We start from the raw sequence: 22938 nt of genomic DNA, 5'->3' as shown, positions 1-22938 counted from the left end.
ACTGTGCCAGGCGTACGTATTCCGAACTTGTACCGAATTCGTCGATGGCCTGTCATCAACAGTACGCAAACCTGTAACACCAACAGCGTTTCTTCTGCCTCGAACAAATTACTGCTCACTTACCCAGACCAACAGAGGTCCCGTTATGAAAGCCAACACTCTCCGAAATCTCGCGATCGCGATCGGCCTCAATTTGCTTGGTCTAGCCGCCGTTGCGAGCCCTGCCGACGCACAAACCGTCCGGTTGGCGGCCACCGACATTGACGGACTGGAGGAACTGCAGAGACAGTTCGGTAAGTTCCGGGAAACCCTCTCCGAGGTGACTGGTCTCGACGTGCAATTTTTTCCGGTTAACAACAGAACCGTGGCAGGCGAGGCGCTACGAGCCGGGAAGGTCGAATTTGTTCTCACCGGACCGTCGGAATACGCGATCTTTCAAAGCCGAGTGAAGATAACCCCCGTCGTTGCATTCTCGAGACCGGACTATTTTTCCGCGATCATCGTGAAGCAGCATAGCGGAATTCGCTCGGTAAGCGACCTGAAGGGAAAGCGCATGGCGTTCGCGGCCGTCGGCTCAACGTCTGCCCATATTGGCCCATCGCTGCTGCTGTCCGAAGCCGGACTTGATCCAGCCAAAGATGTCGAGCCCGTCCATCTTTCAAATACCGTGGGCTACACCGCACTCAAGCGCGGCGACGTTGCTGCATGGGGCATGGCTCATTTCGTGTACACGCGTCTGCGTGACAGCGACCCGGAAGTCAGCTCGGGTACTTTCCGCGTCATCGCACGTGGACCGGACTTGCCAAACGACGTCATTGTTGCCGGCGCCCATGTCGAAGAGAACGTGATCAAACGTTTCAGACAGGCTTTTCGTCACCCAGAAACGGCAGCAAAACTCAAGAACGCGCTGCTGGCCACCGCAGAAGGATCTGATCGCTATAAGCTGACGGCATTTGTTCCGGATGTTGATGACAAAGAATATGCGTACATGCGCAAAGGTTTCGTTGCGATCGGCCAGCCGCAATTTGCAATGCCACTGAAGTAAAACACCATGCTATCGAATGTTCACGAAAACTTGCAGAAGATAGACGTAGGTTTGGCGCAATCCACGGATGTCGATCTTGAGATCTCCGCCCTCGTCAAGCATTTCGGATCTACGCCCATACTGCGTGGTATCAGCCTCGCGGTCCATCGTGGCTCGATCGTTTCGCTGATCGGCGCCAATGGCGCAGGCAAATCAACGCTTCTGCGGAGTTGCATCCGCTTGGTCGAGCCGGATTCCGGCTCGATTGAAACACTCGGCACGCAGCTTGTCGGAGCGCGGCGAAAGGATCTCGTGTTCGTCAGGTCGCAAGTCGGTTTCGTCTTTCAGAAGCACAATCTTTCGTCCCGGCTATCCGTGTTGAGCAATGTTATTCACGGAGACCAAGCGCGCCGACGTGGGCCCGGAACCTGGGTGCACTCGCTGGCGCCTACGCAAGTACGTGAAGAAGCGATGGAGATGCTTGCGGCCGTAGGGCTGGCCCATAAAGCGACCAGCCGGGCCGATCAGCTTTCCGGCGGACAATCTCAGCGGGTTGCAATCGCCCGCGCGCTGATGCAACGCCCCCGCATCATTTTGGCAGACGAGCCAGTGGCAAGCCTCGATCCCGCTTCCGGCCAGGAAGTCATGGAACTCTTGATCCGTTTAGCACGCACACAGAAGGCTACCGTCATCTTTACCAGTCATAATCTCAAACACGCTGAAGAGTATGCCGATCGGATCGTCGGCCTGAAAAGTGGGCGTATTGCACTTGACGAGAAGGCTGCGCACATATCGACAGCCTCGGTGAGGGAACTCTATGTCTAAATTTCCTCGGGCTAGCACCACGCCTCCTCGCTTCGAGCAGGTATCCGCTCTGCGTTTCATGATACTCGTAGGGTGCGGTGCGTCGATTGTCGCATCGATTCACGGGTCAGAATTTTCTGTTTTGCGTTTCATTGAAGGGCTGCCCAACATGTGGCAGCTGATCAATGACATGCTCCCGCCCGATATCAGCCGCCTCCCGGTCGTGCTGTGGCGTCTTCTCGAGACTTTCCAGATGGCTTTGGCCGGTACATTTGTCGGCGTCATCCTCAGTCTACCGATCGCGGTATTCGCTACTCATAACTATTCGCCTCATCCCGTCATTCGCTTCGCCATGAAGGCGCTTGTTTCGTTCTTCAGGACGATTCCGGATCTTGTTTGGGCACTTATCTTTGTTGTCGCCGTGGGTCTTGGTCCGTTCGCCGGCACACTCGCGATCATTGTGGACACGATCGGTTTTTGCGGCCGCTTCTTCGCTGAAGCGATAGAAGAAGTCGAAGAAGGCCCGCAGGAGGCGCTTACCGCTTTGGGCGCATCAAGGATGGACATCATTGCGTCGGCAGTATTGCCTGCAGCCATGCCCTCAATGATTGCGACCGGGCTTTTCAGTCTCGAAAAAGCCACGCGTGGATCGGTTGTCCTGGGAATTGTCGGCGCCGGGGGAATTGGAGTCGAGTTGCAGGTTGCGTTGGATCTCTTCAACTATGCCCAAGCTGCGACAATCATCCTCGTCATATTCATCCTGGTCTTGGCGGTCGAACAGATTGGCGGCGTACTGCGCTCAAGAATAATCAAATCGGCAAGATAGTAGGGCCGGATTGAGTTCGATGATCAGTTAGCACATGCGGCGTCGTGGCCGCCGCGGACGCGCTGGGCCGTAAAGGCAAACGAGCGCTTCTGGGTGCATAAACTGTGGCGCCTGTGAAAATGTGGTGCCACCACAGGTCCTATCGCGGATGAGAATTACGCGTTAGGCCGAAGTGCTTGGCCACTTGGCCGGCCCCACGCCGGCCAGAAGAGCGGCCCGGACTGCCCTACGCTGCCCCTCCTGCAACGGGGAGGAGGCCTTGGCAGATCTCAAGGGTTTAGCGTGCTTTGTGGCTCCTGGCATAAGCCATCCAAGGGCCAATCACGCCTGTTTCGCCGCTTCCAGCCCCGAGCCGCTTCCCCTGCCCTTCTCCAGCCGGCGCCGCACTTCCTCGATGAGTTGGTCGAGCTGCTGGACCAGTTCAGCGTCCGACAAGCTTGCCAGCGCCGGCGGCTTGGCCGAGGCAAAAGCCGGTTCGGACGAAGGCGTCGGGATGGTCAGGGTGGACTCGATCAGGTTGAGGGTGCGGGGCGAAGAAGCCTTGTGCGACATAGATTCTATATGGGCACCCGGCGGTGCTTTCCCAACGCTCCCTGACCCGTCACAGTGCCGCAATTCCACCATTGCGTTCAGCCCATCAACCCCGCCACGAGCCCGGGACGGCTCGGATCAAATCGCCCTGCTAGCAGGGGCCACTCGGAGCGATTGTCATGCCGGCCAATCAGGCTGCCTTGCTCAACTGTCTCTTGAGTTCCGCAATCTCGGCCCGCAACGCGCTGATCTCGGCAATCAGCCGTTCGTCAATCCCAGACGGATGCGTCAGTTTCGGGGCATCCTCCTCCGTCTCGGCATCGATCGCATTCACGATAACGCCGATGAAGAGATTCAGGGCCATGAAGGTCGACAGCAGGATGAAAACCAGGAAGAAGGTGATCGCATAAGGATGGTGCTCCGCCAGCGGCTTCACGATACCACCGGACCAGTCGTCGAAGGTCATGACCTGGAAGAGCGTATAGGCTGTGGCTCCAAGCGAGCCAAATTGCTCCGGGTTGGTCTGGCCGAACAGATTCGTCGCCATCACCGCGAAGACGTAGAGGATGAGCGCGAGAAGGAGCGTGATCGAGCCCATGCCCGGCAGCGCCGAGACGAGCCCGCCGACCACCCGCTGGAGCGCAGGCACGGCCGTAATCAGGCGCATCACCCGCAGCACCCGCAGCGCCCGGAGCACCGACAGCGAACCTGTGGCGGGCACCAGTGCAATCCCGACCACGGCGAGGTCGAAGACGCCCCAGGGATCGCGAAAGAAGGCGAGGCGGTGGACCACGAGACGAGCGGACAGCTCCAGCACGAAGATCGTCAGGACGATCCGGTCGATCGCGATCAGCACCGGGCCGAATGCAGCCATGGCCGAGGGGCTTGTCTCGAGGCCCAGAGTGATCGCGTTGAGGATGATGAGCGTCAGGATCACGCGCTCGGTACGAGGGTCTTTCAACAATCGTTCTAGCATAGTCGTCGCCTCGAAAGCGGAAGGGATGTGCACCGCCCTCTCGCCAAGGCGAAGCGCCTGTGTTGAAGCTGCCGCTTGCGAACCGGGCAGGACGCGGCACATCTACAGGTAAACGTGGCCGTAGCCCAGGGGAAGGGTGTCTCCTGGCGCCTTTGTGACTGAAAGCGGAGCCGATCAGGCGGCCGGATGCGAGCGATCGGTGCCGCCGTCGCTGAATTCCAGCAGGCACACCAGAGCAAAGAGGCTGATCGCCGCCACCAGCTTAGCACCGGACTGAAGCCAGGACGGCGAACTGTCCCGCAGCGGCCCTACCGCCACGAGCGAGACGGGAAAAGCAACAGCTGTAGCCCACATCAACATATGCAACCGTCCTTGCGAACGGGACGTGGCTTTACCTCACGGAAGATGAACGGCTGATGACGTGCTCGATCAAAGCACTCGACCAACTCACACGATGCCCCAGGCGCGGTAGCGGGTGCGGCCAGTGAGTTCACGTGGGAGGGCGCCACCGAGCTGCGCCAGCATGAGGTCGATGGCCTTGGGCGTGACCTGCAAGAGTTTAGCCGCGAGCGGAACTGTCGCCAGTGGACGCGGCGGAACAGGTCCACGAGTTCGGGCAACTTCGAGTTCGAGCGGCATTTGGCAGTGACGCGCGTCATGAGTTCCCGCACCAGAATCAGCCGGTCGAGGTCCTTGTTGGCAATCACCAGTGCCTCCTCGAGCACCTGACAGGAGCCCTCCAGCTTCTCGCGGGCCGCTTCCCGGCCCTGCGGCCGGAACTTCGACTACTTGAACCTGGCCGCGAGCGGCAGCAGATGTGCGATCCGGCCTCGCGCCCTCAGGATGAAAGCGGCCATGATCAGCCCGAGCCACGGCAGGCGGGCGTACAGGTCGAGATCGACCTAAGCCTGCCACGCCACCGCGGCCGCCGCTACGGCCGGCCAGTGGCTGGTGCGCTGGACCACGTCGAGCCACAGATCCTCAGTCTCGGCTTCGTCCTGGTCCGGATCGTAGACCAGATGCGAGCGGCTCCTGGGCATTGGGGTTTCGCCCGCGAGCACCTTGCTGGTACGTTCGAGCAGGGCATCGATCTCGGCAAAGTGCGCCGCCCACGGATCGGCATCGTTGGCAAAGGGCGGGTAGGCCGCGTAGTCAGCCGCATCAGGCCTCGTCTTCGTGCGCGGCCGTTCCGCGTTGGCTTTGAGCGAGCCGATGCCGCGCGGGGCGGCCAGCCTTGGCCTTGACGCCCAGCAGGAGGCCGTCGGAACTACCTGCGCGGCGGGGACTGGCAACTCATGTTCGTGGTCGTGGAAGTTGAGAGCGGCAAGAAGAACGACTGCCCTCGCCTCGCCGAAGCTCTCCGGCTGTGGCCGGGGCGCTCCACGGCGCCTCATCATCGCCAAGCTGGATCGCCTTTCCCGCAACGTCGCGTTCATCTCCGACCTTATGGAATCCGGTGTCGAGTTCACGGCAGTGGACTTCCTTCAGGCCAGTCGCCTGACGGTTCACACTTGGCGGCCGTAGCTGAGCAGTAAGCATTCGGCGACGACCACGGAATCTTCGGTCGCGGTGTGGTAGAATAGCGCCATGGAGATCAATCGCGACAAGATCGACGAGGCGGTCCTCGCCCTGATGTGGCTGACGCTGCACGATGAGCGCCGGGCCTGGAAGAGTTTTGATTGGGATGTGACCGACCGGCTCTACAGAAGGGTTTCATCTGCGACCCCGCCAACAAGGCCAAATCCGTTGTCCTCACCGATGAAGGCTTGCAGAAAGCCGAAGAGCTGTTCAAGAAGTTGCTCACGCGAAAACCCTGAGCCTTAGGCCGCGGCTTGCTGGTCGCGTGAGGCGTTCCAATTCCAGGGCAGGAGTGCGTCGAGGCGCTTGGCCGAGTGCTCCGGCAGTCGTGCCAGGATGTCAGTCAGCCAGGCCCGTGGGTCGACCTCATTGAGCTTGCAGGTCTCGATCAGCATGTACAGCGCTGCCGCCCGATGCCCGCCGCGATCCGAGCCAGCAAAGGTCCAGTTCCGGCGCCCGACCGCAATCTCCTGGTCATTCTGCCCATGTCGGGCAGGAAGTGATCGTCCATTGTCGCTGGCATCCTTTGTATGGGCGGTGTGTTTTCCTCCGCCGCACGGAGCACCGTGTCTCCGGACGCTTCGTGCAGATTGAAGTAGAGCCTGGCGTCGTGCTGGTGATGGCGGCCTGGATGCTCGATCCGGTCGCCTGCGCCGAGATGAAGGCGGGCCTCCGCCAAGTGTCGGTGAACGCGCTCGCCGATCTCCACCGCCTTCTGCAGGAGCGGGGATATCGGCGAAGATCTCCGGACGACCCGATCGTCCAGGAGGAACAAGATGGAGAATCCAAAGACCAGACAGGCCCCAGAGACGGCTCCGCGCCAGCTCTGCATGGCGCTCGATTCCGTGAAGGTGCGGGGCCTGAGCCCATCCGAGCGACAGGTCATCGTCCTCCGGCTCGCACGCCTTCTCGAAGCCGCCGGCGTTCCAAGGAGGGAGCGTGACGATGAGCGACGCTGACCTTTTGCCGGCCTCCGTGCTGAAGCGCAAAGCCGTCGTCTACGTGCGGCAATCGACACAGGCTCAGGTCCAGTTCAATCTCGAGAGCCAAAGGCAGCAGTACCAACTCGTCGAGGTTGCCCGCCGGCGAGGGTTCCATGAGGTCGAGATCATCGACGATGATCTCGGACGATCGGCCGGCGGCATGGTCGCTCGGCCGGGCTTCGAGCGGCTCGTGGCCCCCTTGTGCGCCGGGCATGTCGGCGCCGTGCTATGCCTGGATGCCTCCCGGCTCGCGCGCAATGGGCGCGACTGGCATCACTTGCTCGAACTGTGCGGCCTCGTCGAGGCGCGGGTCATCGACATGGAGGGGGTCTATGACCCGTGTCGCCCGATAGGGTGACAGCCGTCCACGCTGAACCCGCAACCAGCTCTCCAAATCGTTGACGAGAGGCTTGGACTGCAATGCGCGGATGGCGCGTCGCTGGTCAGGCGGTCGGCCGTTGATCGTGCGCTCGATCGCGAACAGGGCATCCATGCGCTTCACCGCTTCGATTGCAATCGGCCCCTTCCTCAATTCGGCCAACTCGAAGAACTTGCGCCGCACCTGTGGCGCGCGGGCCCGGTGTGGTCGCGGGCGTGGATGCCGCACTTCTGGCATTCACCTTGATAGACCCTGCGGTCACAGTCGTGATTGACCGTCCCGACGGCAGTCTGCTTAACCGAGGAGCGGCCGTTCTCCAGGTGGACGGCTCGGCTCGGAGCATTCTCTCGGCGGAGCGCGTGGCTCTCAATCTGCTCTGCAAGCTGTCGGGCATTGCGACGGCAACGGCGGCTCTCGTTGAAGCTGTTCGCCCTCATGGACATGCCCGGATCGTCTGCACGCGCAAGACCACACCGGGACTGCGTTCCCTTGAGAAGCATGCCGTTCGAGCCGGAGGAGTCAGACCGGCGCTGGAGCGAGCCCGTGTAGCCGTCAGTCATCTCGTCAAGATCGAGATCGATACCCTCGATCAGCTGGATGAGGTGCTGGAGGTCGGAACTGACGCGATCCTGCTCGACGACATGAGCCCTGACACGCTCTCAGAGGCTGTCCGGCGGGGGACGCCATTGCGGAAGCCTCTGGCCGGGTGACAGTTGCGACGGCACCTGCCATCGCAGCAGCAGGCGTGGATCTGATCTCCACCGGCTGGATTACCCATAGTGCCCCGATCCTGGATCTGGGGCTCGATGTAAGCTGAACACTTTCACGAGGGACCGCCGGCGCCAGAACCCAGGATCCGGATACGACCGTGATGCGAGCGGGCCCGGTTGATGATCGAGCTTGTTCTCGCAACGCCCGTTCACGCTTCCGCGGCACCACGTGATACAGCGTCTGGTCTGCGTAATCGAAGACCTTGCGGATATTGCGGGCGGCCTGCCGGATGCGCTGCCCGTTCTCCCGCGAGGGCGATTCCACACGCAGGTTGCACCGTGTACTGGAACAGCTTCGAAGGATGCTGGGACTGTCCCTGCCGCGGCTCCCACTTCGACGTGGAGGGACACGTGCTCGACGGCCCGGCGACGCCGCCGCTCGCGGTGATCTCGACAGAGCGGGTGACCAAGGGCCGAGTTACGCGTTCCAGACGATCACCGATCCGCATCGCGGGCCGAAATCCGCGACGATCACGCGCGGGCGGCAGCCGCCGCCCTGACGTCGCGGCGCGGACCTTAAGTCTGTACCCGGAGCTGCTTGCGTGCAACCGACGCGTCCTGGTGGCCGAGGGAACGACCAACGGCCGTCGACGCGAAGATCGCGAGCGTGAGCACGGTCGCATACCCCAGCAGAATGATCGTCGCGGGCACGACGAAGTTCAGCTGCGGAACGGCGCCGAGTCCCAAGGGCACGAACCAAGACGTGGCCGACACCGCGCCGGAGGCCAGCATCAAGGAGCGCTCGCGTGCGCCCAGGCCGTCGAACAGGCCTCGACCGATCCTCGACTTCAGGAAAGGTAGAACGCGGCGGTGGATGTAGACGCCATTGAGCGAGAGGACGCCGACGATGGCCATCTTCGCCCAGACTTTCGGGTTGTCCAGGTTGGCGGGCGCAAAGAGCGCATAGTGGGCGAGAAAGCCGAGCCCGGAGATCCACAGCATCACCAGTCCGGCCGTGACGATCCGCGACGAGAAGCGGATAACCTTCCAGTGCTCCTCATGCACGCTACCTTTCACCAGGAATTTGCACGTCACCAGGTCGATCAGCGTCGCAGCGCCTAAGCCCAGCACCAACCCCAGCAGGTGCATCAGGCGCAGGCCGCTCTTGATGGCCATCGTCGCCTCACTGGAAACGCTCAGGTACGCCACGCTCATTTTCGTCTGCCCTTATGCAATTGCGAGTCATTTGCAACTAGGCGAGTGCATATCGTGGCTATTGCAAGCCGACAAGAGTGGAGTTGCGATGCATTCACAAAATTGTTGCCGCCTACCCGCTGCGCGACCTCGCTTGCAGTTGCAATCGCTCGCAACAACGGAGGAGACGCCGCATGCGATCAGACTCGAACGCGGCTGGCACCTTTTAGGAGCTGGGATACGCCGATCATCTCGTCATCTGGAGCTTTGCCGGGTTCTGTCGCGAACGCTTTGTTTCAGAAGTTCAGCTTTTGCTCCCCGGGTCCAGGGATGGAGGGCACGGTGTTCCAGGGCAGGCATTTTGATCAATTTGTGATTCTGCTCTGCGTTAGATGGTACCTGCGCACAGCCTAAGCCTGCGCGATCTTGAGGAGATGATGGTCGAGCGAGGGATTTCCATCGACTACGCGACGGTCCACAGATGAGCCGCCCGATCCTCCTAAACAGCGCAAACTTGTTCTGGATGCGGTGCGCAAGGCCTTGCGGTCAGGCCGTGGATGTGCGGCGATTGCGGGTCATTCCACGACCGCGATCAGAATGCCGCACTGAACATTGCCTGTCTCAGGTGCGAGACGCTTGGTCTGAAGGGACCAGGAAGCCTTGCCCGTTAGGCCGCGGAGGCATCACCATGGTACTCTGTCCGGCCGCTTTCTTGGTACTCGGCAAAGTTTGCGAGGATCTTGGTGATCACACTTGGGAAACGCTGGCTCGCTTCGTTGAAGAATCAAGCACGAGCAAGGGGCTCGAATTCCATCGGATCGGCGGCGATGTGGACTGTCGGCTCCGAGTCACAGCTGCTCGAGATCAGGAAAGGTGCGCAGACCTTACGCGGCCCTCTGCACATTCTCCGCAGGACAGAGCAAACAGAATTCTCTTCTCTCTCTGAGACATGCGGGAAAAGAAGCTTCTACGAGTCGATGTTCTTTCAAAAGGACATTCCATTGACTTGGCCTAGGCGTCCGCGCAAGACACGAGGTCATGTCTGCGCTTGCCTTACTCCCTCGAACATCATCCTTCAGGGACGATGATCGGCTTAGTCTCGGTCGCGTCCTGCGTGAAGCTTTACCCATCCAGCGTGCGTCTCTCGTTGGCGGCCTCGCCGGGATCAACACAGGCCAAGCGCTAATCCGCGCAGGGGTGCATCGGTACGCTGGGCAGGGCCTCTTCCGACGCTCTTTGGCAGTGCGTTCGACAGCCCGGAGCAGCTGGCTCAGGTCATCGGGCAGCTCGCCTAAAAGGCGAGGCACGGCTCCTCTCCAGCAATCACCCTCCCGGTGCGACAGGGGCCCATGAGCAAGGTGCTTCAATCTCTCTCGTGGGTAAAACGCCTTATTCCGGACCTGACTCATATCAGCCGTCTGGAGCAGCTTCGCGTCTGCGCTGGAATATTAGCGGGCATCCTGACGGTCGGATTCCTCGGAGCAGGGTTTCTCGGCTCTCCGGGGGACCTGCCCCTCCTGAGTGCGCCTTTGGTGGCTTCCGCCATCATTGTGTTCGCTCTCCCGGCGAGCCCGTTGGCTCAACCTTGGTCCCTCCTCGGCGGGAACGTGGTGTCGGCGGCTATCGGTGTGACATGCGCCAAGTGTCTTGGAGACCCTCTCATGGCGAGCGCGCTCGCTGCGACTGCCTCGGTGGCCATGATGTTCGTTCTGCGGTGCCTCCACCCTCCGGGCGGTGCTCTGGCTCTGATGGCTGTTGTTGGCGGGCCAGCGATCAAGGCTGCTGGGTACGGGTTTGTCCTCTGGCCTGTCGCGTTCGGATCATTGATCCTGCTGGTGATGGGAGTTCTGTTCAACAATTTAACCGGCCGACGGTATCCGCATCTGACAAAGCCCTCATCGTCCAATCTTCACAAAGCGGCGGATCCTGCACCCTTGCAGCGGTTGGGGTTCAGCAGTGACGACTTGGATGCCATCCTGCGCGAAAACGACGAAGTCGTTGACGTGAGCCGCGACAGCCTTGAAGCCCTGTTCAGGAAGGTCGAGATGCAGGCGTATAGCCGCCGCTTCGAAAGCATCACCTGCGCGGAAATCATGTCCCGCGACATCATATCCGTCACAGCGGAAACTCCGCTGCGAGTGGCTTGGGGACTTCTCCGTCAGCACAGTCTCAAAGCCTTGCCCGTGGTATCCGATCAGCACCACGTCGTCGGGATGATCACCCAAGCCGACCTCATCAAGCATAGTGATTGGGATGCAAAGAGAGAACTTCGTATCGGCATCCGTCAAATGGCACTTCGGGTGATCCGGCTCGAACGCAGGCTACCAGGGTCAGTGGGACAGGTCATGACGTCTCCCGTCCAAACATCCCGGCCCGACGTTGCTGTCGCCCAACTCGTTCTCCTGATGGCAGACGCTGGGTTGGTGCAAATTCCGATCGTCAATGATAATGACCAGCTCGTTGGTATCGTCACACAGTCGGATGTGATCGCAGCGCTGTTCCGAGTTCAGTTGTCTATGGCGACTGGACCGCTCGAGCGTGGCAGACCGACTTTGTCGGTTGTCCAGTAACCTTAGGCGTCGGGTGCCTGATTCGCTTGGCTCCGATCGGACCGGCGAGAATGTTGGCGCTCTCGCCCGTAATAGACCGCTGCAGACGCTTGGGATGCCCGCAAGCGGCAGTGGTGCGGGAGACGCAGCCAGCGCAACGAGCCGTTTACTCCCTGCAGTGACACAAGACGTCGGCTCGGTGATGTTTCGAGCCTGCAAAGAAACCCCCGTTCGGTTGCTCAATCTGGGTGCGCGTTTCGCGTGATCGTGAGCAACGATTTCACCGCATCTGGGCGGGGTTTCTGTCACGCATTTCCGGTACGACTAACCTGTCCGTACTGAGGATCCCCAAGGTTGATCAGGTCTGCCACCCGCTGCGCGTTGGCTCATGTGCTGCCGCCAGAGAAACCTAATGCCGGCGTGCTCACCTCGGCTCCAGACCACACGAGCATCGACACGCAGGTTGAGGCTGGGAATCTCCAGCACAAACTCCGGCGGAAGAGCGACAGCGGTCGCGAACCTGATCCGAACGCCGCCGGCGGATATGTTTTCGACGGTACAGGTCAACGTTGGGGAATGGTTGGGGAGCACAATTTTGGCACTGTGATTCGACGCTCGTCGGCGATGCCAGCGGCGTTCGTCGTCTCTCATCATTGCGATCTAGCGCCTCCAGGTGAACCAGTTGCCGAGAACGGCCGATTGCTGAGAGCCGTGATGACAGCGAACAGAATGGCGCTGTCCGAGGCTCCCGCTATCAGTTCGCCAACGACAAGGGTGTCGATACCGTCTGAACTGTTGGTTGCGATGGCGGGTTGAAACTGGTGGAACGCGGTAACCGCTCGGCCGATTAAACAGTCACCGATCGCGCTATGTGAGGCATGCCAACTCCGCTCCGGTCCCAATGCCGTTTTCATGCTGTCCGCCGTCCCCGACGCTCAAGATCCTTCGGGCCACGCGAGGACGGAGAGAACGCCCGGTCCACATAGACCTTGAGAATATTCGAGGGATTCAACGTGATGGCTCGGCGCGGCTTTAGTGGGACGCCGACTTCTGTTTGCGGGTTCCGTCCCACCCGCCTTGCCCAATCGCGCACATGAATGATGCCGAACTCCAACAGCTTCACACTCTCACCTGCTGCAAGCGTCTCGCAATTCTCTCCGAGAACCCGTGGGACCAGTTCCGCAGCCTCGATTCGTGCGATACCAACTTTTCGACAAACGGCACCAACGAGGCCTATTCGGATCACATCCTTGCCCGTCATCGCCACACTCCAGCGACATCAAAGAAATGGGCTGCCGTTGCCAGCAGCCCGAGTTTGGGAGGAACACTCTTCTCAGAGGTGCGACGCCGCCTATGCACTAAGGGGGATGCGGGTCGCGAAAGCTCCTTACCGCTGGGCGCTCTTGTTTGAAATCCCCTGTCGCCAATGTAATCGATTACGAAATTATATTTTTCAAAGCGGATCTATTCTGTAACTGGGAAGACACAGGCGGCAGATTGCCTATGGCGCCTTCACGGTGATTCTCGCACGCATTCCCTCTCTCTGCCCGTACCCCTGAGCGGGACGACATCTTCTAGAAACCAGCCACATGATCTTCCGGCACTGCTGGCTTTCACGGGCCGAGCGAGTGTGCTTCATCCGACTCTGTCGCGAATTGCCCGTTCCTTCGCGCGCCGCGATCGACTCCATAGGACAAGTTGACTGTCTGTGATCGAAGGACAGCAAAAACGATCTCTATCAAGGGATGAAAAAAGAAGACCTAACTCTTGAATGCAGACTCATGGCCGCGTTAGAAGCCTTCTCTTAGGTCATCTTGAACCCATGTGCGGCGTTGATGTCGGCGCTCCTCCTGAGAATGGAAGTCGATTCTTGCCGCACGGGATTGACCATGGCTCATCGCTGGAGCGATTACGCGGCCTGGCATCCGACCCGGTACATCAACAGCCTTCACGAAGGATTGCGCCATGAGGAAAGTTGTTGCTGCTAAGTTGCACGGCATCCACGTGACCGAGGCAAATCTGAACTATCACGGCTCAATCACCTTGGATCCGGATCACTGTGAAGAGGCAGGGATTTGCCCGCTCGAGTTCGTGGAGATCTGGAACAAGAACTCGGGCGCCCGGATTTCGACTTATGTCATTCTGGGTGAGCGCGGATCGCGGTGTTGCATCTTGAACGGGGCTGCGGCGCGAACCTGCCAACCTGGGGATCAAGTGATCATCTGCAACTCGATTTATATTCCTGAGGGGCAGATCCCCGAGATGACCCCGAGGATCCTGACCTTTGACCGCGAGAATAACGTCGTGGAACGTCTGAGCTATCGAGTCCGGGTCGATGCGACAGGACGCTATCAGTTTTCGATCCTCGATGAGGCAGGCGTCAGACAGCCGATCCCGCTTCTCACGCGCATCGAGTGATCGCATACGCATCGTTGATGAGCCGATGGCCGATGGCTATAGGAGCGCGGCTCGTGCGCCCCAAACTGCACATCATTTTCGAGCGAGTGACCTTCGCTCACGGGAAGCAGGTTGTTTTCGACGGCTTCTCTATCACTGCGCGAGCGGAGCGTTGGCCTCATCGGATCCCATGGCTCGGGCAAGGGCTCGCTGCTCCGACTGACCCACGGCTTGCCTCTGCCGATGGATGAACCGTAGCAACAGTCGGTCTAAACAGGACTGTTCAAATGAGGTAGATCCCATCCCGTCCAGCCGTAGCGCCGCGGCCAATCATCCACTCACAATCATTCAGGATCACCTCATGGGGCTGGCCAATCTGGCGATTAGGATTCTGAAAAAGGACAATCGACGCCCGCCTTCTGATCTTGCCAGCAAACTCGTACCGCCTGAAGCCTATGACTTAGTCTCACGGCATCGGCTCTTCGAGAAAATCCGGCAGGCGTCGCCGCGCAGCCTTGTCGGAATCGTCGCTCCTCCGGGACCGGCAAGTCCTCCACGGCCGCGACTTGGTTGCATGCGGAGTTTGCTCAGGCGCACCCCAGCCGCCACTGTCCTCGAAGATTTGACATCCTCCCCTCCATGAATGGAGGGGATTCCTGCCGCGTGTCACGCCGCGAGGCGCGCCCTCGCCTCGGTGGGTTCCTGGGCCGACGCCCCATGGGGCGAAGTCTCTCCGCAGGCTAGCCGGGCGTGTCCCGCCCTTAGAACGTTGATCGACGCGACGTCGTCCGCGTGCGCCTCGTGCCCGCACGACACGCACGCGAAGCGCGCCTGGCTCCGGCGGTTCTTCGCGTCCACGTGGTCGCACTCGGGGCAGCGGCGGCTGGTGTTGCGCGGATCGACTTTGACGATCATCCCGCCGCGCCATTCCAGCTTGTACGCGAGTTGGCGCACGAACATGCTCCAGCCTTGGTCGAGGATCGCCTTGTTCAGCCCCGCCTTGGCCCGCACGTTGGTCCCGGGCTGCTCCACCGTTCCCGCCGCCGATGCCGTCATGTTCCTCACCTTATCCTCGACACACACGATCGCGTGGCTCTTGCTGATCTGCGTCGACGTCTGGTGCAGGAAGTCCTGCCGGATGCGGGCGATGCGGGCCCGAATGGAGCGGACCTTCGCCTGGGCCTTCTTCCAGTTGCTGCTGTACTTGGTCTTGCGGCTCATCCGCCTCTGCGCCTTGGCGAGCTGGGCCTCGGCCTTGCGGAACGCGTTGATGGCCTCGATAAACGTGCCATCCGAGAGCGTGGCGAAGCGGGCGATCCCCTGAAATCCGTGCTCACGATGCGGTGAAATCGTTGCTCACGATCACGCGAAACGCGCAGTGTGTAACATAGGGCGGTGTCGGTCCTCGCGAGGAGGTGCGCGATGGAAGGCAGCGTTTGGCGGCGTTCTATTGCAGCTTTTGACCCTGCTCGGACTGAGCTACAGCAGAAGAGTGGCGAGAGGGGTTGACGGTGAAGCAGAACAACAGGAACCCAGTCAAGGGGTGGCCCTGAAAGGGGCATCTCAATAGTGTACGAACATTCCTTGTCTCGCGATCTGCTGGATGACGTCGAACTCGTCTCGATTTGATGTCAACACTGGGATCCCCTCTTTCGCCGCAGACAGATAGATCAACGCGTCATTCAGGCATTCTTTACGTTGATGCCGCTGATATCCCTGCGTACGAGCCAAAATGCCCGCGATCATTCCTGCTTCAATCCAGGTTTGTTCATCGGGCTCGAGTATTCGGGTTTCCGGGATGCTTGCGACGAGACCAGCATACTCCCTGCGTGTGTTATTCCAGTTTGAGTGAGCCGGGCTGGAATGACCGACACCGATGGCGATCTCGCCTAAGCATACGCTCGAATGGAACAGCAGCCCATTGTCCATCAAGTGCTTGGCCGCTGGGGTAAGGAGCCCGGCAAATGAGTTTATATAGACGTTGGTATCGGGGAGAAGGACAGTCCTCGCCCGCTGGGCATACTCATCGGCCGAAATGAGTTCGGCAGCGGGACGGGTGGTTAACGGCGAAGTCTGCTTCTCGGGTTTGAAACGGCGTATTGCAGCTGCTAGATCAGATTTCAAGCTTATGATCCGTGCCGAGAACGCCGTACGACTTCTTCAGGTACTCCACCGCCGGATCAGGCTGAGCAAGCGTTGCCAATGCCAGAATTCCGAGTTCCGTGGGGGACATGATCCCAGTCTCCCGCTGTGCGGCCTCCAGGAGGGCTTTCGGGGCGCGGAAGCTAACGTGCTCGGTCCGTTCACCCGCCAACAGTCCGGCCCGGCGGGCCTCCTCAACGACCACAGCAGTGTGCTTGGCGCTCCCTTTGAAGCCGGACACAGCCTTCCCTGCGCCGCGTCCCGCCCGCGGATGGGCGGCCCTGCCCGTCGTGCCTGCCTTCGCTGCCTTAACCTTTGTAGCCATCGCGTCACCTATCAGCGTATGTGTGCAATTTAAGACTCACTGTCACACAAATCAACTGAATGGGTTAGCGGTCTTACCAACTCAGGAGAGCTGTATCCCACCGAGCGGTATCGATCCTCGTGCCGCGAATTCGACCGCCTACGGCGCTGACCCGAACTCGTCGCCAACCTCTGACAACATGCAGGCCACTCTGTTACATGGCTTCCGTGAAGATCATTGGTCCCAGAGGTAGAGCCCGACCCTGGCGAGGGACCGGACATACCGCCAGAGGCAATCTGAGCCAGCAGAAAGCGACGTACCGACGGACGCCTAGCGTAACCGTATCGCCAAGAGAGCCATTGCAGCGCGGGAAGGACATCAAGCCAAGGGACGAAAATTGCCCCTCCAATGTCACAGAGTTGACTTGCGAGGACCGACATGTGGTGTATATCTATTGTATATCCGAGGGGAGAGTGTCCCCTTGGAAGGGGTTTAGATATGAGGGTTCAATTCGCGCAGTGGGGCAATAGCCTCGCGCTCCGAATTCCGCAGGCCTTTGCCCGCGAGATTTCGGCACGACCCGGACGCCAGGCTGAGCTTACGGTCCAAGGCGGAACTCTGGTGATCGAGCCGATCGATGAGGCGCCTGTTTATACCCTGGAAGAGCTTCTCGAGGGGATCACCCCTGAGAACCTGCATGGGGAAACGTCTATGGGGCGCGCGGTCGGTAATGAGTTCGCCTAATCCACCGTACTGCCCTGACGAAGGTGATTTGATCTGGATCAACTTTGATCCTCAGGCGGGACGAGAGCAGGCAGGGCGCAGGCCCGCCCTGGTGTTGACGCCCCGCCAATACAACCAATCCACAAGGCTTTGCATCCTTTGCCCTGTTACGACCCAGGTCAAGGGATACCCCTTTGAGGTTGTTGTTAACGGTGCCGGCAAGACGAGAGGCGCCGTCCTGGCCGACCATATCAAAAGCGCTTCGTGGACCGATCGCGCTGCGGAATTCATTGAAATGGCAGATCCAGCGGTCCTTGCTGACGTTCGAGCAAAGCTAAAGCCCATATTGAAGATCTAGAGCGCTTAGAGCGCAGCCGCATCCCCGCCAGCGCCAGCTTCAGGCGGGGTGTGAAGCAGTGGTGTCAAGGATGAGTGCGGCTCGTGCATCCCAAGCCTCACATCATCTTCGACCAAGTGACCTGCACTCAGGAGGAGCAAGTTGTTTTCGACAGCCTCTCCCGTTGCTGCACGGGCACCGAATGGTGATGGCGGCGCATCCCCATATCTCACCCACCGCCTCGGCTTCCCCGTTGGTTGGGAGCAGCGATGCATCTGGCTGCAATCACACTCATGGGAAGTCGACGACGTCGGTTGTTGCATGCAGCACCGCGAAGGCCGGACAAGGGAGGGAACAGCGGACCTCTCTTGACCCTGAAACGCTAAAGCGATGCCGCAAGCCGATAGACGGCTGCCCCACCGGTGAGGCCCGCGCCGGCAGCGGCGAGGAGCAGAATGTCGCCGTCCCGAAGGTCGTGCGCCAGGCTCGCTCTCGACAGCGACAACGGGATGGTCGCGGCGGACGAATTGCCGAACTCAGCCACGGTGGACAGCGTCCGCTCCGGCGCGATGGCCAGATTCTCGCGCACGGCCGCGACGATGCGGGCGTTGGCCTGATGCGGGACGAACCGGGTGACCTCACCGGCCGCCAGGCCCGCCGTCGCGAGCACCTGCCGGCAGGACGACACCATCAGGTCGACGGCCTTGGTGAAGACGGCACGGCCGTCGCGCATCACCATGCGGTCCTCCCGCGCCGGCGTGCCGTCCGCCATCGGTCGGCGGCTGCCGCCGGTCGGGATTTGGATGAGCTCGTAACCGGCGCCGTCGCTGCCGAGCGCGGACGCAAGCAGGCCCGCATCGGCCACATCGCTCGGCGCGATCACGACGGCCCCGGCCGCGTCGGCGAAGAGCGCCGCCGTCACCCGGTCATTTGGGTCGATGCGCCGCGAGAGGATATTGGCGGCGATCACCAGCGCAGCGCGCCCTGTCGTGCGCACGAAGCCTTCTGCCAGCACGAAGGCATACAGAAAGCCGGCACAGGCGCCGGTCAGGTCGACGGCGCCGCAGGCGAGGCCGAGGCGGTGCGCCACGAGCGGCGCCGTCGGTGGCAGCAGATGATCGGGCGTGCTGGTGGCGAGGAGAACGAGGCCGATCGACGACGGGACCAGTGCGGCCCGGGAGAGCGCCATCGCGGCGGCCGGCACGGCAAGGTCGCTCACCGCCTCCTCCGGCGCCGCCCAGCGCCGCTCAAGGATGCCGGTGCGCCGTACGATCCAACCGTCCTCCAGGTCGAGCCGGGCTTCGATCTCGGCATTCGTCACCACGCGCTGCGGCACGTAGTGTCCGAGCCCGGCGATGCGCGTTCCCCGCATGGTCAAGCCCGCCCGAACCGCTCGGCTGCCCCGGCAATGGCGGCATAGACGCGATCGAGATCGTCCGCCGTCACACAATAGGGTGGCATGACGTAGATGGTGTTGCCGAGCGGGCGAACGAGCAGGCCGGCCGCGCGGAAGAAGGCGGCGAGCGTCGGCCCAATGCCGGCGAGATAGCCGGGATCATCGACGGCCAGGTCGAGCGCCGCGATCGTGCCGAGCCGCCGCACGTTCGCGAACCGCGGATCGTCGCGGAACCGCGTGATCTGCTCCTCCTGCAGCGTGCCCAGGGTCGCGATGCGCGCTTCGACCGGCTCCTCAGCCCAGATGGCGAGATTGGCGAGAGCCGCGGCGCAGGCGATCGGGTTGGCGGTGAACGAGCTCGAATGGAAGAAGGTGCGCGTGCGGTCGGTGGAATAATGGGCCGCGAAGATTTCGCGCCGGCACAGGGTGACGGCGAGCGGCAGCGCGCCGCCGGTCAGCCCCTTGGCGTAGCAGGCAATGTCAGGCGCGATGCCGGCCTGATCGCAGGCAAACAGCGCCCCCGTACGGCCGAAGCCGGTCATCACCTCGTCGGCGATGAAGAGGACACCGTGGCGTGTGCAGAGGCGCCGCATCTCCCGGAGCACCCAGGCGGGATACATGCGCATGCCGCCGGCGCCAACGATGAGCGGCTCGACGATGAGGGCGGCGCAGGGTGTCTGGCGGCATGCGGCGTCCAAGGTCGCGAGCGTGGCCTCCTCGCAACCGGGTCCGGGAAAGGGCAGACGCGTCACGTCAAAGAGCAATGGCTCGTAGGCGGCGTTGTAGAGGCCGCGCGCGCCCGTCGACATGGTGCCGATGGTGTCGCCGTGATAGCCGTGGTCGAGCGCGATGATGCGCGTGCGCGGCTCGCCGACGTTGCGCCAGTAGCCGATCGCCATCTTGAGCGCGACCTCGACGGCGGTGGAGCCGCTGTCGGAGAAGAACGCGTGGGCGAGCCCCGCCGGCGCCAGCGCCACGAGCCGGCGCGCCAATTCTTCGGCCGCCGGATGGGTGTGGCCGGCAAAGATCACCTGGTCGAGCTCTCCCGCCTGTTCGCGGATCGCCGCGACGATGCGCGGATGGCAATGGCCGTGGGTGATGACCCACCAGGAGGAGATGGCGTCGAGAAGACGCTCGCCCGCCGCGGTCGTGAGCCAGGCGCCCTGTCCGCGCACCACGACCGGCGGCTCCGGTGCGAGCGCGTGCTGGGTAAAGGGGTGCCAGACGGGGGATGGCCCGGCGACGGTCATGCCATGGGTCATTGTCGTCCTTGGAAATCGCCGATGTCGAAGCCGGTGGCGAAGGCGGCCGCGAGCCCGGCCGGCGTTAGTGCCGGCAGATGCGGCAGGCGGCCGAGGCGGCGCACGCCGGCGAGCGCGGCGATGATGCTCTCGCTGTCGTCGTTGGCGGCGCCGATGAAGGCCACGCCGTGTACGGGGATGGCACGGCGCCGGAGCGCCTCGAGGGCGAGAAGCGTATGGTTGATGGTGCCGAGGCTGGTGCGGGCGCAGAGCACCACCGGCAACGCCCAGGCGGCGAAGAGGTCGATGAAGAGCCGCCGGCGCGTGAGCGGCACCATCGGCCCCCCGGCACCCTCGACGACGACCGGGGGCGCCACCGCCGGCAAGGCCAGCCTCTCCACGTCGATGGTCGTCCCCTCGGCGTCCGCCGCCCGGTGCGGCGAGGCCGGCAGGGCGAGACGGTAGGCCTCCGGCAGGATCCGCTCGGCCGGCAGGCCGGACAGCCGACGCACCGCCTCGGAATCCGTCTCGCCGTCGAGGCCGGCCTGCACCGGCTTCCAGTAGCAGGCGCCGAGAGCCCCGGCGAGAGCGGCGGCGAAGACGGTCTTGCCGATGCCGGTGTCGGTGCCGGTGATGATGAAGCCCGTCATGTCCGCTGCCGCGCCAGTTCGTCGGCGAGCACCGCGACGAGCGCGTCGACGGCCGCCTCATTGACGTTGAGGGTCAGGGCGATGCGCAGGCGCGCCGTGCCCGGCGGTACCGTTGGCGGGCGGATGGCGCGCAGGTCGAAGCCCTGCGCCTGCAGTGCCGCCGCCAGCGCCGTCGCGCGCCGGTCCGCGCCGACGATGACCGGCTGGATCTGCGTGGTCGTGGCGGGCAGGCCGATCGCGGCGAGCCGGCGCCGCGCATGAGCGACAAGGGCGGCCAGGCGCTGGCGCCGGTCGTCGGCGGTGGCGACGAGGCCGAGCGCCGCGCGCACGAGGGCGGCGAGCAGCGGCGACGGCGCCGTGGCGTAGATGAAGCCGCGGGCCCGGTTGACCATGTAGGCGCGCAAGGTCTGCGGCAGGCAGACAAGCGCGCCCATGACGCCGAGCGCCTTGCCGCAGGTGTGCAGCGTCACGACATTGGAGCGTCCCTCGAGGGCTGCGGCAAAGCCCCGGCCGGCCGGTCCGCAGACCCCGGTCGCATGCGCCTCGTCGAGCAGCAGCATCGCGTCGTGGCGGTCGGCGACGGTGAGCAGGTCCGCAAGCGGAGCGACGTCGCCATCCATGCCGTAGAGCGTCTCGGCGGCGATCCACGGGCGGCCGCGCCCTCCCGTTGCCCGCCAGCGGCTGATGGCGTCGTTGACTGCGCCCGCATCGTTGTGCGGCACCGCGACCGCCTCGGCGGGCGACGCCATGAGCCCCTCGTGCACGCTCGCATGGATCAGTTCATCGTGGACGACGAGGTCGCCGCGCCGCGGCAGCGTTGCGACAAGGGCGGCGTTGGCGGCAAAGCCGCCGGCGAAGAAGAGCGCGCTCTCGGCGCCGAAGAAGGCGGCGGCCTCCGCCTCGAGCGCCTCGTGCTCGGCATGGTTGCCGCGCAACAGGCGCGAGCCACCCGCCCCCACCGGCACGCCGCGGGCGAGCGCGGCTGCCGCCGCCTGCCGCAGCGCCTGCGACTCGGCGAGACCGAGATAGTCGTTGGAGGTGAAGTCGATGCCCCGGCACGGCACGAGGCGGCGCAGCCGCCCGCGCCGGTGCAGCGCCGCCAGGGCCGCGTCATGCGCCGACATTGGCGCCCTCGCTGGGGGAAAGGGCCGTGAGCCCGAGGCGGGTGAACAGGGCCGCATCCCGCTCCTCCCCCGCGTTGCGGGTCGTCAGCAAGGTCTCGCCCAGGAAGAGGGAATTGGCGCCGGCGAAGAAGCACAGCGCCTGGGCCTCGTCACTCATGTACTGGCGGCCCGCCGACAGGCGCAGCACGCTCGTCGGCATCATGATGCGCGCGACCGCAATGAGGCGGGCGAAGGCAATCGCGTCCGGGCGCTCGGCCTGCGCGGCGACGGGCACGCCGGGCACCTCGTTCCACAGGTTGAGCGGCACGCTCTCCGGCGGGGCGGCGAGATTGGCGAGCAGCACCAGCATGTCGAGCCGGTCGGCGAGCGTCTCGCCCAGGCCGACGATGCCGCCGCAACAGAGCTTGAGGCCGGCACGGCGGGCATGGGCGAGCGTCTCCAACCGGTCCTGCAGCGTGCGCGTGGTGATGATCTCGCCGTAGTAGGCGGGCGAGGTGTCGACGTTGTGATTGTAGTAGTCGAGCCCCGCCGCGCGCAGCTCTTCGGCCTGCGGCTCGGTCAGCATACCGAGCGTAGCGCAGGTCTCGAGGCCGAGCGCTTTCACCGCTGCGATCATGGCCGCGACGCGGGAGAGATCACGCGGCTTCGGGTTGCGCCACGCCGCGCCCATGCAGAAGCGCGTCGCGCCCTCGGCCTTGGCGCGCCCGGCGGCGGCGACGACGTCGTCGAGATCCATCAGCCGCGTCGCCGTCACGCCTGTGTCATAGCGGGCACTCTGGGAGCAGTAGCCGCAGTCTTCCGGGCAGCCACCGGTCTTGATGCTGAGGAGGCGGCTCAGCTGGATGCCGTTGGGATTGAAATGCCGCCGATGCAGTGTGTGGGCGCGGAAGAGGAGATCACTGAACGGCAGGCCGTACAGGGCCTCGGCTTTGGCTCGGGTCCAGCCCTCCGAATCCGCCTGCCTCGGCTCTGCCCAGGCCGGGCTCTGCGGCACGCTGACCATCGACGATCTCCAATTTATAGATAATTTCTGATTTCTATCTCCAGATGCATTCCACGAAATCTATAAC

The 22938-nt window shown here is 62.6% G+C and carries 26 protein-coding genes and 7 pseudogenes; 14 read left to right on the top strand and 19 right to left on the bottom strand.

Annotated elements, in window-relative coordinates:
* Window positions 1-145 precede the first annotated feature (145 nt).
* Genes JO965_RS30040 through phnE form a run of 3 tightly spaced genes read left to right on the top strand, consistent with a single transcriptional unit; the run spans window position 146 to window position 2654 of the window.
* On the top strand, window positions 146-1045 hold the full coding sequence (locus JO965_RS30040) for a PhnD/SsuA/transferrin family substrate-binding protein (protein ID WP_203444561.1): 900 nt from the start codon (window positions 146-148) through the stop codon (window positions 1043-1045).
* 6 nt (window positions 1046-1051) lie between these two features.
* A complete protein-coding gene (locus tag JO965_RS30035) occupies window positions 1052-1849 on the top strand; it encodes a phosphonate ABC transporter ATP-binding protein (protein ID WP_203444560.1) in 798 nt (265 codons plus the stop codon).
* A complete protein-coding gene (gene phnE / locus JO965_RS30030) occupies window positions 1842-2654 on the top strand; it encodes a phosphonate ABC transporter, permease protein PhnE (protein WP_203444559.1) in 813 nt (270 codons plus the stop codon). The genes JO965_RS30035 and phnE overlap by 8 nt, the downstream gene beginning before the upstream one ends.
* A 321-nt stretch (window positions 2655-2975) precedes the next feature.
* On the opposite strand, the gene JO965_RS48315 is transcribed toward phnE, so the two are convergent.
* From JO965_RS48315 to JO965_RS48305, 5 genes are all read right to left on the bottom strand, one after another.
* On the bottom strand, window positions 2976-3206 hold the full coding sequence (locus JO965_RS48315) for a hypothetical protein (protein WP_246776958.1): 231 nt from the start codon (window positions 3204-3206) through the stop codon (window positions 2976-2978).
* A 169-nt stretch (window positions 3207-3375) separates the two neighbouring features.
* Window positions 3376-4146, bottom strand: a complete 771-nt coding sequence (locus tag JO965_RS30020; protein WP_371826906.1) for an ion transporter — start codon at window positions 4144-4146, stop codon at window positions 3376-3378.
* A 189-nt stretch (window positions 4147-4335) separates the two neighbouring features.
* Window positions 4336-4521, bottom strand: coding sequence for a hypothetical protein (locus JO965_RS30015; protein ID WP_203444557.1), 186 nt, complete (start codon window positions 4519-4521; stop codon window positions 4336-4338).
* A gap of 87 nt (window positions 4522-4608) precedes the next feature.
* Entirely contained in the window at window positions 4609-4800 is a 192-nt protein-coding gene (locus JO965_RS48310) for a helix-turn-helix domain-containing protein (RefSeq protein WP_246776957.1), read from the bottom strand.
* 263 nt (window positions 4801-5063) lie between these two features.
* Window positions 5064-5564, bottom strand: a complete 501-nt coding sequence (locus JO965_RS48305) for a hypothetical protein (protein ID WP_246776956.1) — start codon at window positions 5562-5564, stop codon at window positions 5064-5066.
* A 184-nt stretch (window positions 5565-5748) separates the two neighbouring features.
* On the opposite strand from JO965_RS48305, the pseudogene JO965_RS30005 reads away from it, so the two are divergent.
* Window positions 5749-5978 (top strand): annotated as a pseudogene (locus JO965_RS30005) (DUF6429 family protein).
* A 3-nt stretch (window positions 5979-5981) separates the two neighbouring features.
* On the opposite strand, the pseudogene JO965_RS30000 reads toward JO965_RS30005, so the two are convergent.
* Both JO965_RS30000 and JO965_RS29995 read right to left on the bottom strand, forming a co-directional pair.
* Window positions 5982-6206, bottom strand: a pseudogene (locus JO965_RS30000) (transposase domain-containing protein); the annotation flags it as partial.
* Window positions 6128-6514 carry a hypothetical protein gene (locus JO965_RS29995; protein ID WP_203444556.1) on the bottom strand — a complete coding sequence of 129 codons (387 nt, stop codon included), beginning with the start codon at window positions 6512-6514 and terminating at the stop codon, window positions 6128-6130. The gene JO965_RS29995 and the pseudogene JO965_RS30000, both read right to left, overlap by 79 nt.
* Window position 6515: 1 nt before the next feature.
* Between JO965_RS29995 and JO965_RS29990 the strand changes: the two genes are divergently transcribed.
* The gene (locus JO965_RS29990) at window positions 6516-6698 is read left to right on the top strand and encodes a hypothetical protein (RefSeq protein WP_203444555.1); all 183 of its coding nucleotides are present in this window, start codon (window positions 6516-6518) and stop codon (window positions 6696-6698) included.
* A pseudogene (locus tag JO965_RS29985) lies at window positions 6685-7071 on the top strand (recombinase family protein); the annotation flags it as partial. The gene JO965_RS29990 and the pseudogene JO965_RS29985, both read left to right, overlap by 14 nt.
* A 51-nt stretch (window positions 7072-7122) precedes the next feature.
* Here the strand turns inward: JO965_RS29985 and JO965_RS49575 are convergent.
* Window positions 7123-7338 (bottom strand): annotated as a pseudogene (locus JO965_RS49575) (transposase); the annotation flags it as partial.
* Between JO965_RS49575 and JO965_RS29975 the strand changes: the two are divergent.
* Window positions 7269-7918: pseudogene (locus JO965_RS29975) on the top strand (nicotinate-nucleotide diphosphorylase); the annotation flags it as partial. The pseudogenes JO965_RS49575 and JO965_RS29975 overlap by 70 nt on opposite strands.
* A 469-nt stretch (window positions 7919-8387) precedes the next feature.
* Here the strand turns inward: JO965_RS29975 and JO965_RS29970 are convergent.
* Entirely contained in the window at window positions 8388-9026 is a 639-nt protein-coding gene (locus tag JO965_RS29970) for a hypothetical protein (protein WP_203444554.1), read from the bottom strand.
* A gap of 309 nt (window positions 9027-9335) precedes the next feature.
* On the opposite strand from JO965_RS29970, the pseudogene JO965_RS29965 reads away from it, so the two are divergent.
* The 4 genes and pseudogenes from JO965_RS29965 to JO965_RS48295 all read left to right on the top strand — a co-directional run.
* Window positions 9336-9487 (top strand): annotated as a pseudogene (locus JO965_RS29965) (IS6 family transposase); the annotation flags it as partial.
* A 75-nt stretch (window positions 9488-9562) separates the two neighbouring features.
* The gene (locus JO965_RS29960; RefSeq protein ID WP_246776955.1) at window positions 9563-9676 is read left to right on the top strand and encodes a hypothetical protein; all 114 of its coding nucleotides are present in this window, start codon (window positions 9563-9565) and stop codon (window positions 9674-9676) included.
* A 678-nt stretch (window positions 9677-10354) separates the two neighbouring features.
* Window positions 10355-10825 (top strand): annotated as a pseudogene (locus JO965_RS49570) (HPP family protein); the annotation flags it as partial.
* 3 nt (window positions 10826-10828) lie between these two features.
* Window positions 10829-11575 carry a CBS domain-containing protein gene (locus tag JO965_RS48295; RefSeq protein ID WP_246776954.1) on the top strand — a complete coding sequence of 249 codons (747 nt, stop codon included), beginning with the start codon at window positions 10829-10831 and terminating at the stop codon, window positions 11573-11575.
* 303 nt (window positions 11576-11878) lie between these two features.
* Here the strand turns inward: JO965_RS48295 and JO965_RS49565 are convergent, their stop codons facing one another.
* Window positions 11879-12205 carry a PilZ domain-containing protein gene (locus JO965_RS49565; RefSeq protein WP_371826958.1) on the bottom strand — a complete coding sequence of 109 codons (327 nt, stop codon included), beginning with the start codon at window positions 12203-12205 and terminating at the stop codon, window positions 11879-11881.
* 259 nt (window positions 12206-12464) lie between these two features.
* Window positions 12465-12815, bottom strand: a complete 351-nt coding sequence (locus JO965_RS29945; RefSeq protein WP_203444551.1) for an HU family DNA-binding protein — start codon at window positions 12813-12815, stop codon at window positions 12465-12467.
* Between the two features lie 704 nt (window positions 12816-13519).
* Between JO965_RS29945 and panD the strand changes: the two genes are divergently transcribed.
* Window positions 13520-13972, top strand: coding sequence for an aspartate 1-decarboxylase (gene panD, locus JO965_RS29940; RefSeq protein ID WP_203444550.1), 453 nt, complete (start codon window positions 13520-13522; stop codon window positions 13970-13972).
* Between the two features lie 645 nt (window positions 13973-14617).
* Here the strand turns inward: panD and JO965_RS29935 are convergent.
* The 3 genes from JO965_RS29935 to JO965_RS29925 all read right to left on the bottom strand — a co-directional run bounded on the left by JO965_RS29935 (window position 14618) and on the right by JO965_RS29925 (window position 16418).
* A complete protein-coding gene (locus JO965_RS29935) occupies window positions 14618-15223 on the bottom strand; it encodes an RNA-guided endonuclease InsQ/TnpB family protein (RefSeq protein ID WP_371826957.1) in 606 nt (201 codons plus the stop codon).
* 291 nt (window positions 15224-15514) lie between these two features.
* On the bottom strand, window positions 15515-16075 hold the full coding sequence (locus tag JO965_RS29930) for a type II toxin-antitoxin system VapC family toxin (protein ID WP_246776953.1): 561 nt from the start codon (window positions 16073-16075) through the stop codon (window positions 15515-15517).
* Window positions 16065-16418 (bottom strand): hypothetical protein, encoded by a 354-nt coding sequence (locus tag JO965_RS29925; RefSeq protein ID WP_246776952.1) that lies wholly within the window; start codon window positions 16416-16418, stop codon window positions 16065-16067. Before JO965_RS29925 ends, JO965_RS29930 begins: the two co-directional genes overlap by 11 nt.
* A 477-nt stretch (window positions 16419-16895) precedes the next feature.
* Here JO965_RS29925 and JO965_RS29920 point away from each other — a divergent pair, with 477 nt between their 5' ends.
* Together JO965_RS29920 and mazF are read left to right on the top strand one after the other, a co-directional pair.
* On the top strand, window positions 16896-17141 hold the full coding sequence (locus JO965_RS29920) for an AbrB/MazE/SpoVT family DNA-binding domain-containing protein (protein ID WP_203444549.1): 246 nt from the start codon (window positions 16896-16898) through the stop codon (window positions 17139-17141).
* Window positions 17035-17478: an endoribonuclease MazF gene (gene mazF / locus JO965_RS29915; RefSeq protein WP_371826905.1), complete on the top strand. Its 444-nt coding sequence runs from the start codon at window positions 17035-17037 to the stop codon at window positions 17476-17478. The genes JO965_RS29920 and mazF overlap by 107 nt, the downstream gene beginning before the upstream one ends.
* Before the next feature lie 361 nt (window positions 17479-17839).
* On the opposite strand, the gene JO965_RS29910 is transcribed toward mazF, so the two are convergent.
* From JO965_RS29910 to bioB, 5 genes are read right to left on the bottom strand one after another with little or no spacing between them, the layout of a single operon-like run.
* On the bottom strand, window positions 17840-18829 hold the full coding sequence (locus JO965_RS29910) for a beta-ketoacyl-ACP synthase III (protein WP_203444547.1): 990 nt from the start codon (window positions 18827-18829) through the stop codon (window positions 17840-17842).
* A 2-nt stretch (window positions 18830-18831) separates the two neighbouring features.
* The gene (locus tag JO965_RS29905; protein ID WP_203445551.1) at window positions 18832-20103 is read right to left on the bottom strand and encodes an adenosylmethionine--8-amino-7-oxononanoate transaminase; all 1272 of its coding nucleotides are present in this window, start codon (window positions 20101-20103) and stop codon (window positions 18832-18834) included.
* A gap of 8 nt (window positions 20104-20111) precedes the next feature.
* Complete coding sequence (gene bioD, locus JO965_RS29900; protein WP_203444546.1) at window positions 20112-20744, bottom strand: dethiobiotin synthase; 633 nt, start codon at window positions 20742-20744, stop codon at window positions 20112-20114.
* Complete coding sequence (locus JO965_RS29895) at window positions 20741-21868, bottom strand: aminotransferase class I/II-fold pyridoxal phosphate-dependent enzyme (protein WP_203444545.1); 1128 nt, start codon at window positions 21866-21868, stop codon at window positions 20741-20743. Before JO965_RS29895 ends, bioD begins: the two co-directional genes overlap by 4 nt.
* Entirely contained in the window at window positions 21855-22871 is a 1017-nt protein-coding gene (gene bioB / locus JO965_RS29890; protein WP_203444544.1) for a biotin synthase BioB, read from the bottom strand. The genes JO965_RS29895 and bioB overlap by 14 nt, the downstream gene beginning before the upstream one ends.
* Window positions 22872-22938: the final 67 nt, after the last annotated feature.

Origin of the sequence: Microvirga sp. VF16, assembly GCF_016864375.1 — a bacterium.
GTDB lineage: Bacteria > Pseudomonadota > Alphaproteobacteria > Rhizobiales > Beijerinckiaceae > Microvirga.
Note: the sequence above shows the minus strand (reverse complement) of the source record. Positions and strands in the feature narration are given on the sequence as shown.

What these genes read in the sequence shown, in the direction of transcription:
- JO965_RS30040 (WP_203444561.1), top strand. Translation starts at nt 146, where the DNA reads ATGAAAGCCAACACTCTCCGAAATCTCGCGATCGCGATCGGCCTCAAT.
- JO965_RS30035 (WP_203444560.1), top strand. Translation starts at nt 1,052, where the DNA reads ATGCTATCGAATGTTCACGAAAACTTGCAGAAGATAGACGTAGGTTTG.
- phnE (WP_203444559.1), top strand. Translation starts at nt 1,842, where the DNA reads ATGTCTAAATTTCCTCGGGCTAGCACCACGCCTCCTCGCTTCGAGCAG.
- JO965_RS48315 (WP_246776958.1), bottom strand. Translation starts at nt 3,206, where the DNA reads ATGTCGCACAAGGCTTCTTCGCCCCGCACCCTCAACCTGATCGAGTCC.
- JO965_RS30015 (WP_203444557.1), bottom strand. Translation starts at nt 4,521, where the DNA reads ATGTTGATGTGGGCTACAGCTGTTGCTTTTCCCGTCTCGCTCGTGGCG.
- JO965_RS48310 (WP_246776957.1), bottom strand. Translation starts at nt 4,800, where the DNA reads ATGCCGCTCGAACTCGAAGTTGCCCGAACTCGTGGACCTGTTCCGCCG.
- JO965_RS29990 (WP_203444555.1), top strand. Translation starts at nt 6,516, where the DNA reads ATGGAGAATCCAAAGACCAGACAGGCCCCAGAGACGGCTCCGCGCCAG.
- JO965_RS29970 (WP_203444554.1), bottom strand. Translation starts at nt 9,026, where the DNA reads ATGAGCGTGGCGTACCTGAGCGTTTCCAGTGAGGCGACGATGGCCATC.
- JO965_RS29960 (WP_246776955.1), top strand. Translation starts at nt 9,563, where the DNA reads ATGTGCGGCGATTGCGGGTCATTCCACGACCGCGATCAGAATGCCGCA.
- JO965_RS49565 (WP_371826958.1), bottom strand. Translation starts at nt 12,205, where the DNA reads ATGAGAGACGACGAACGCCGCTGGCATCGCCGACGAGCGTCGAATCAC.
- JO965_RS29945 (WP_203444551.1), bottom strand. Translation starts at nt 12,815, where the DNA reads ATGACGGGCAAGGATGTGATCCGAATAGGCCTCGTTGGTGCCGTTTGT.
- panD (WP_203444550.1), top strand. Translation starts at nt 13,520, where the DNA reads ATGAGGAAAGTTGTTGCTGCTAAGTTGCACGGCATCCACGTGACCGAG.
- JO965_RS29925 (WP_246776952.1), bottom strand. Translation starts at nt 16,418, where the DNA reads ATGGCTACAAAGGTTAAGGCAGCGAAGGCAGGCACGACGGGCAGGGCC.
- JO965_RS29920 (WP_203444549.1), top strand. Translation starts at nt 16,896, where the DNA reads ATGAGGGTTCAATTCGCGCAGTGGGGCAATAGCCTCGCGCTCCGAATT.
- mazF (WP_371826905.1), top strand. Translation starts at nt 17,035, where the DNA reads ATGAGGCGCCTGTTTATACCCTGGAAGAGCTTCTCGAGGGGATCACCC.
- JO965_RS29910 (WP_203444547.1), bottom strand. Translation starts at nt 18,829, where the DNA reads ATGCGGGGAACGCGCATCGCCGGGCTCGGACACTACGTGCCGCAGCGC.
- JO965_RS29905 (WP_203445551.1), bottom strand. Translation starts at nt 20,103, where the DNA reads ATGACCGTCGCCGGGCCATCCCCCGTCTGGCACCCCTTTACCCAGCAC.
- bioD (WP_203444546.1), bottom strand. Translation starts at nt 20,744, where the DNA reads ATGACGGGCTTCATCATCACCGGCACCGACACCGGCATCGGCAAGACC.
- JO965_RS29895 (WP_203444545.1), bottom strand. Translation starts at nt 21,868, where the DNA reads ATGTCGGCGCATGACGCGGCCCTGGCGGCGCTGCACCGGCGCGGGCGG.
- bioB (WP_203444544.1), bottom strand. Translation starts at nt 22,871, where the DNA reads ATGGTCAGCGTGCCGCAGAGCCCGGCCTGGGCAGAGCCGAGGCAGGCG.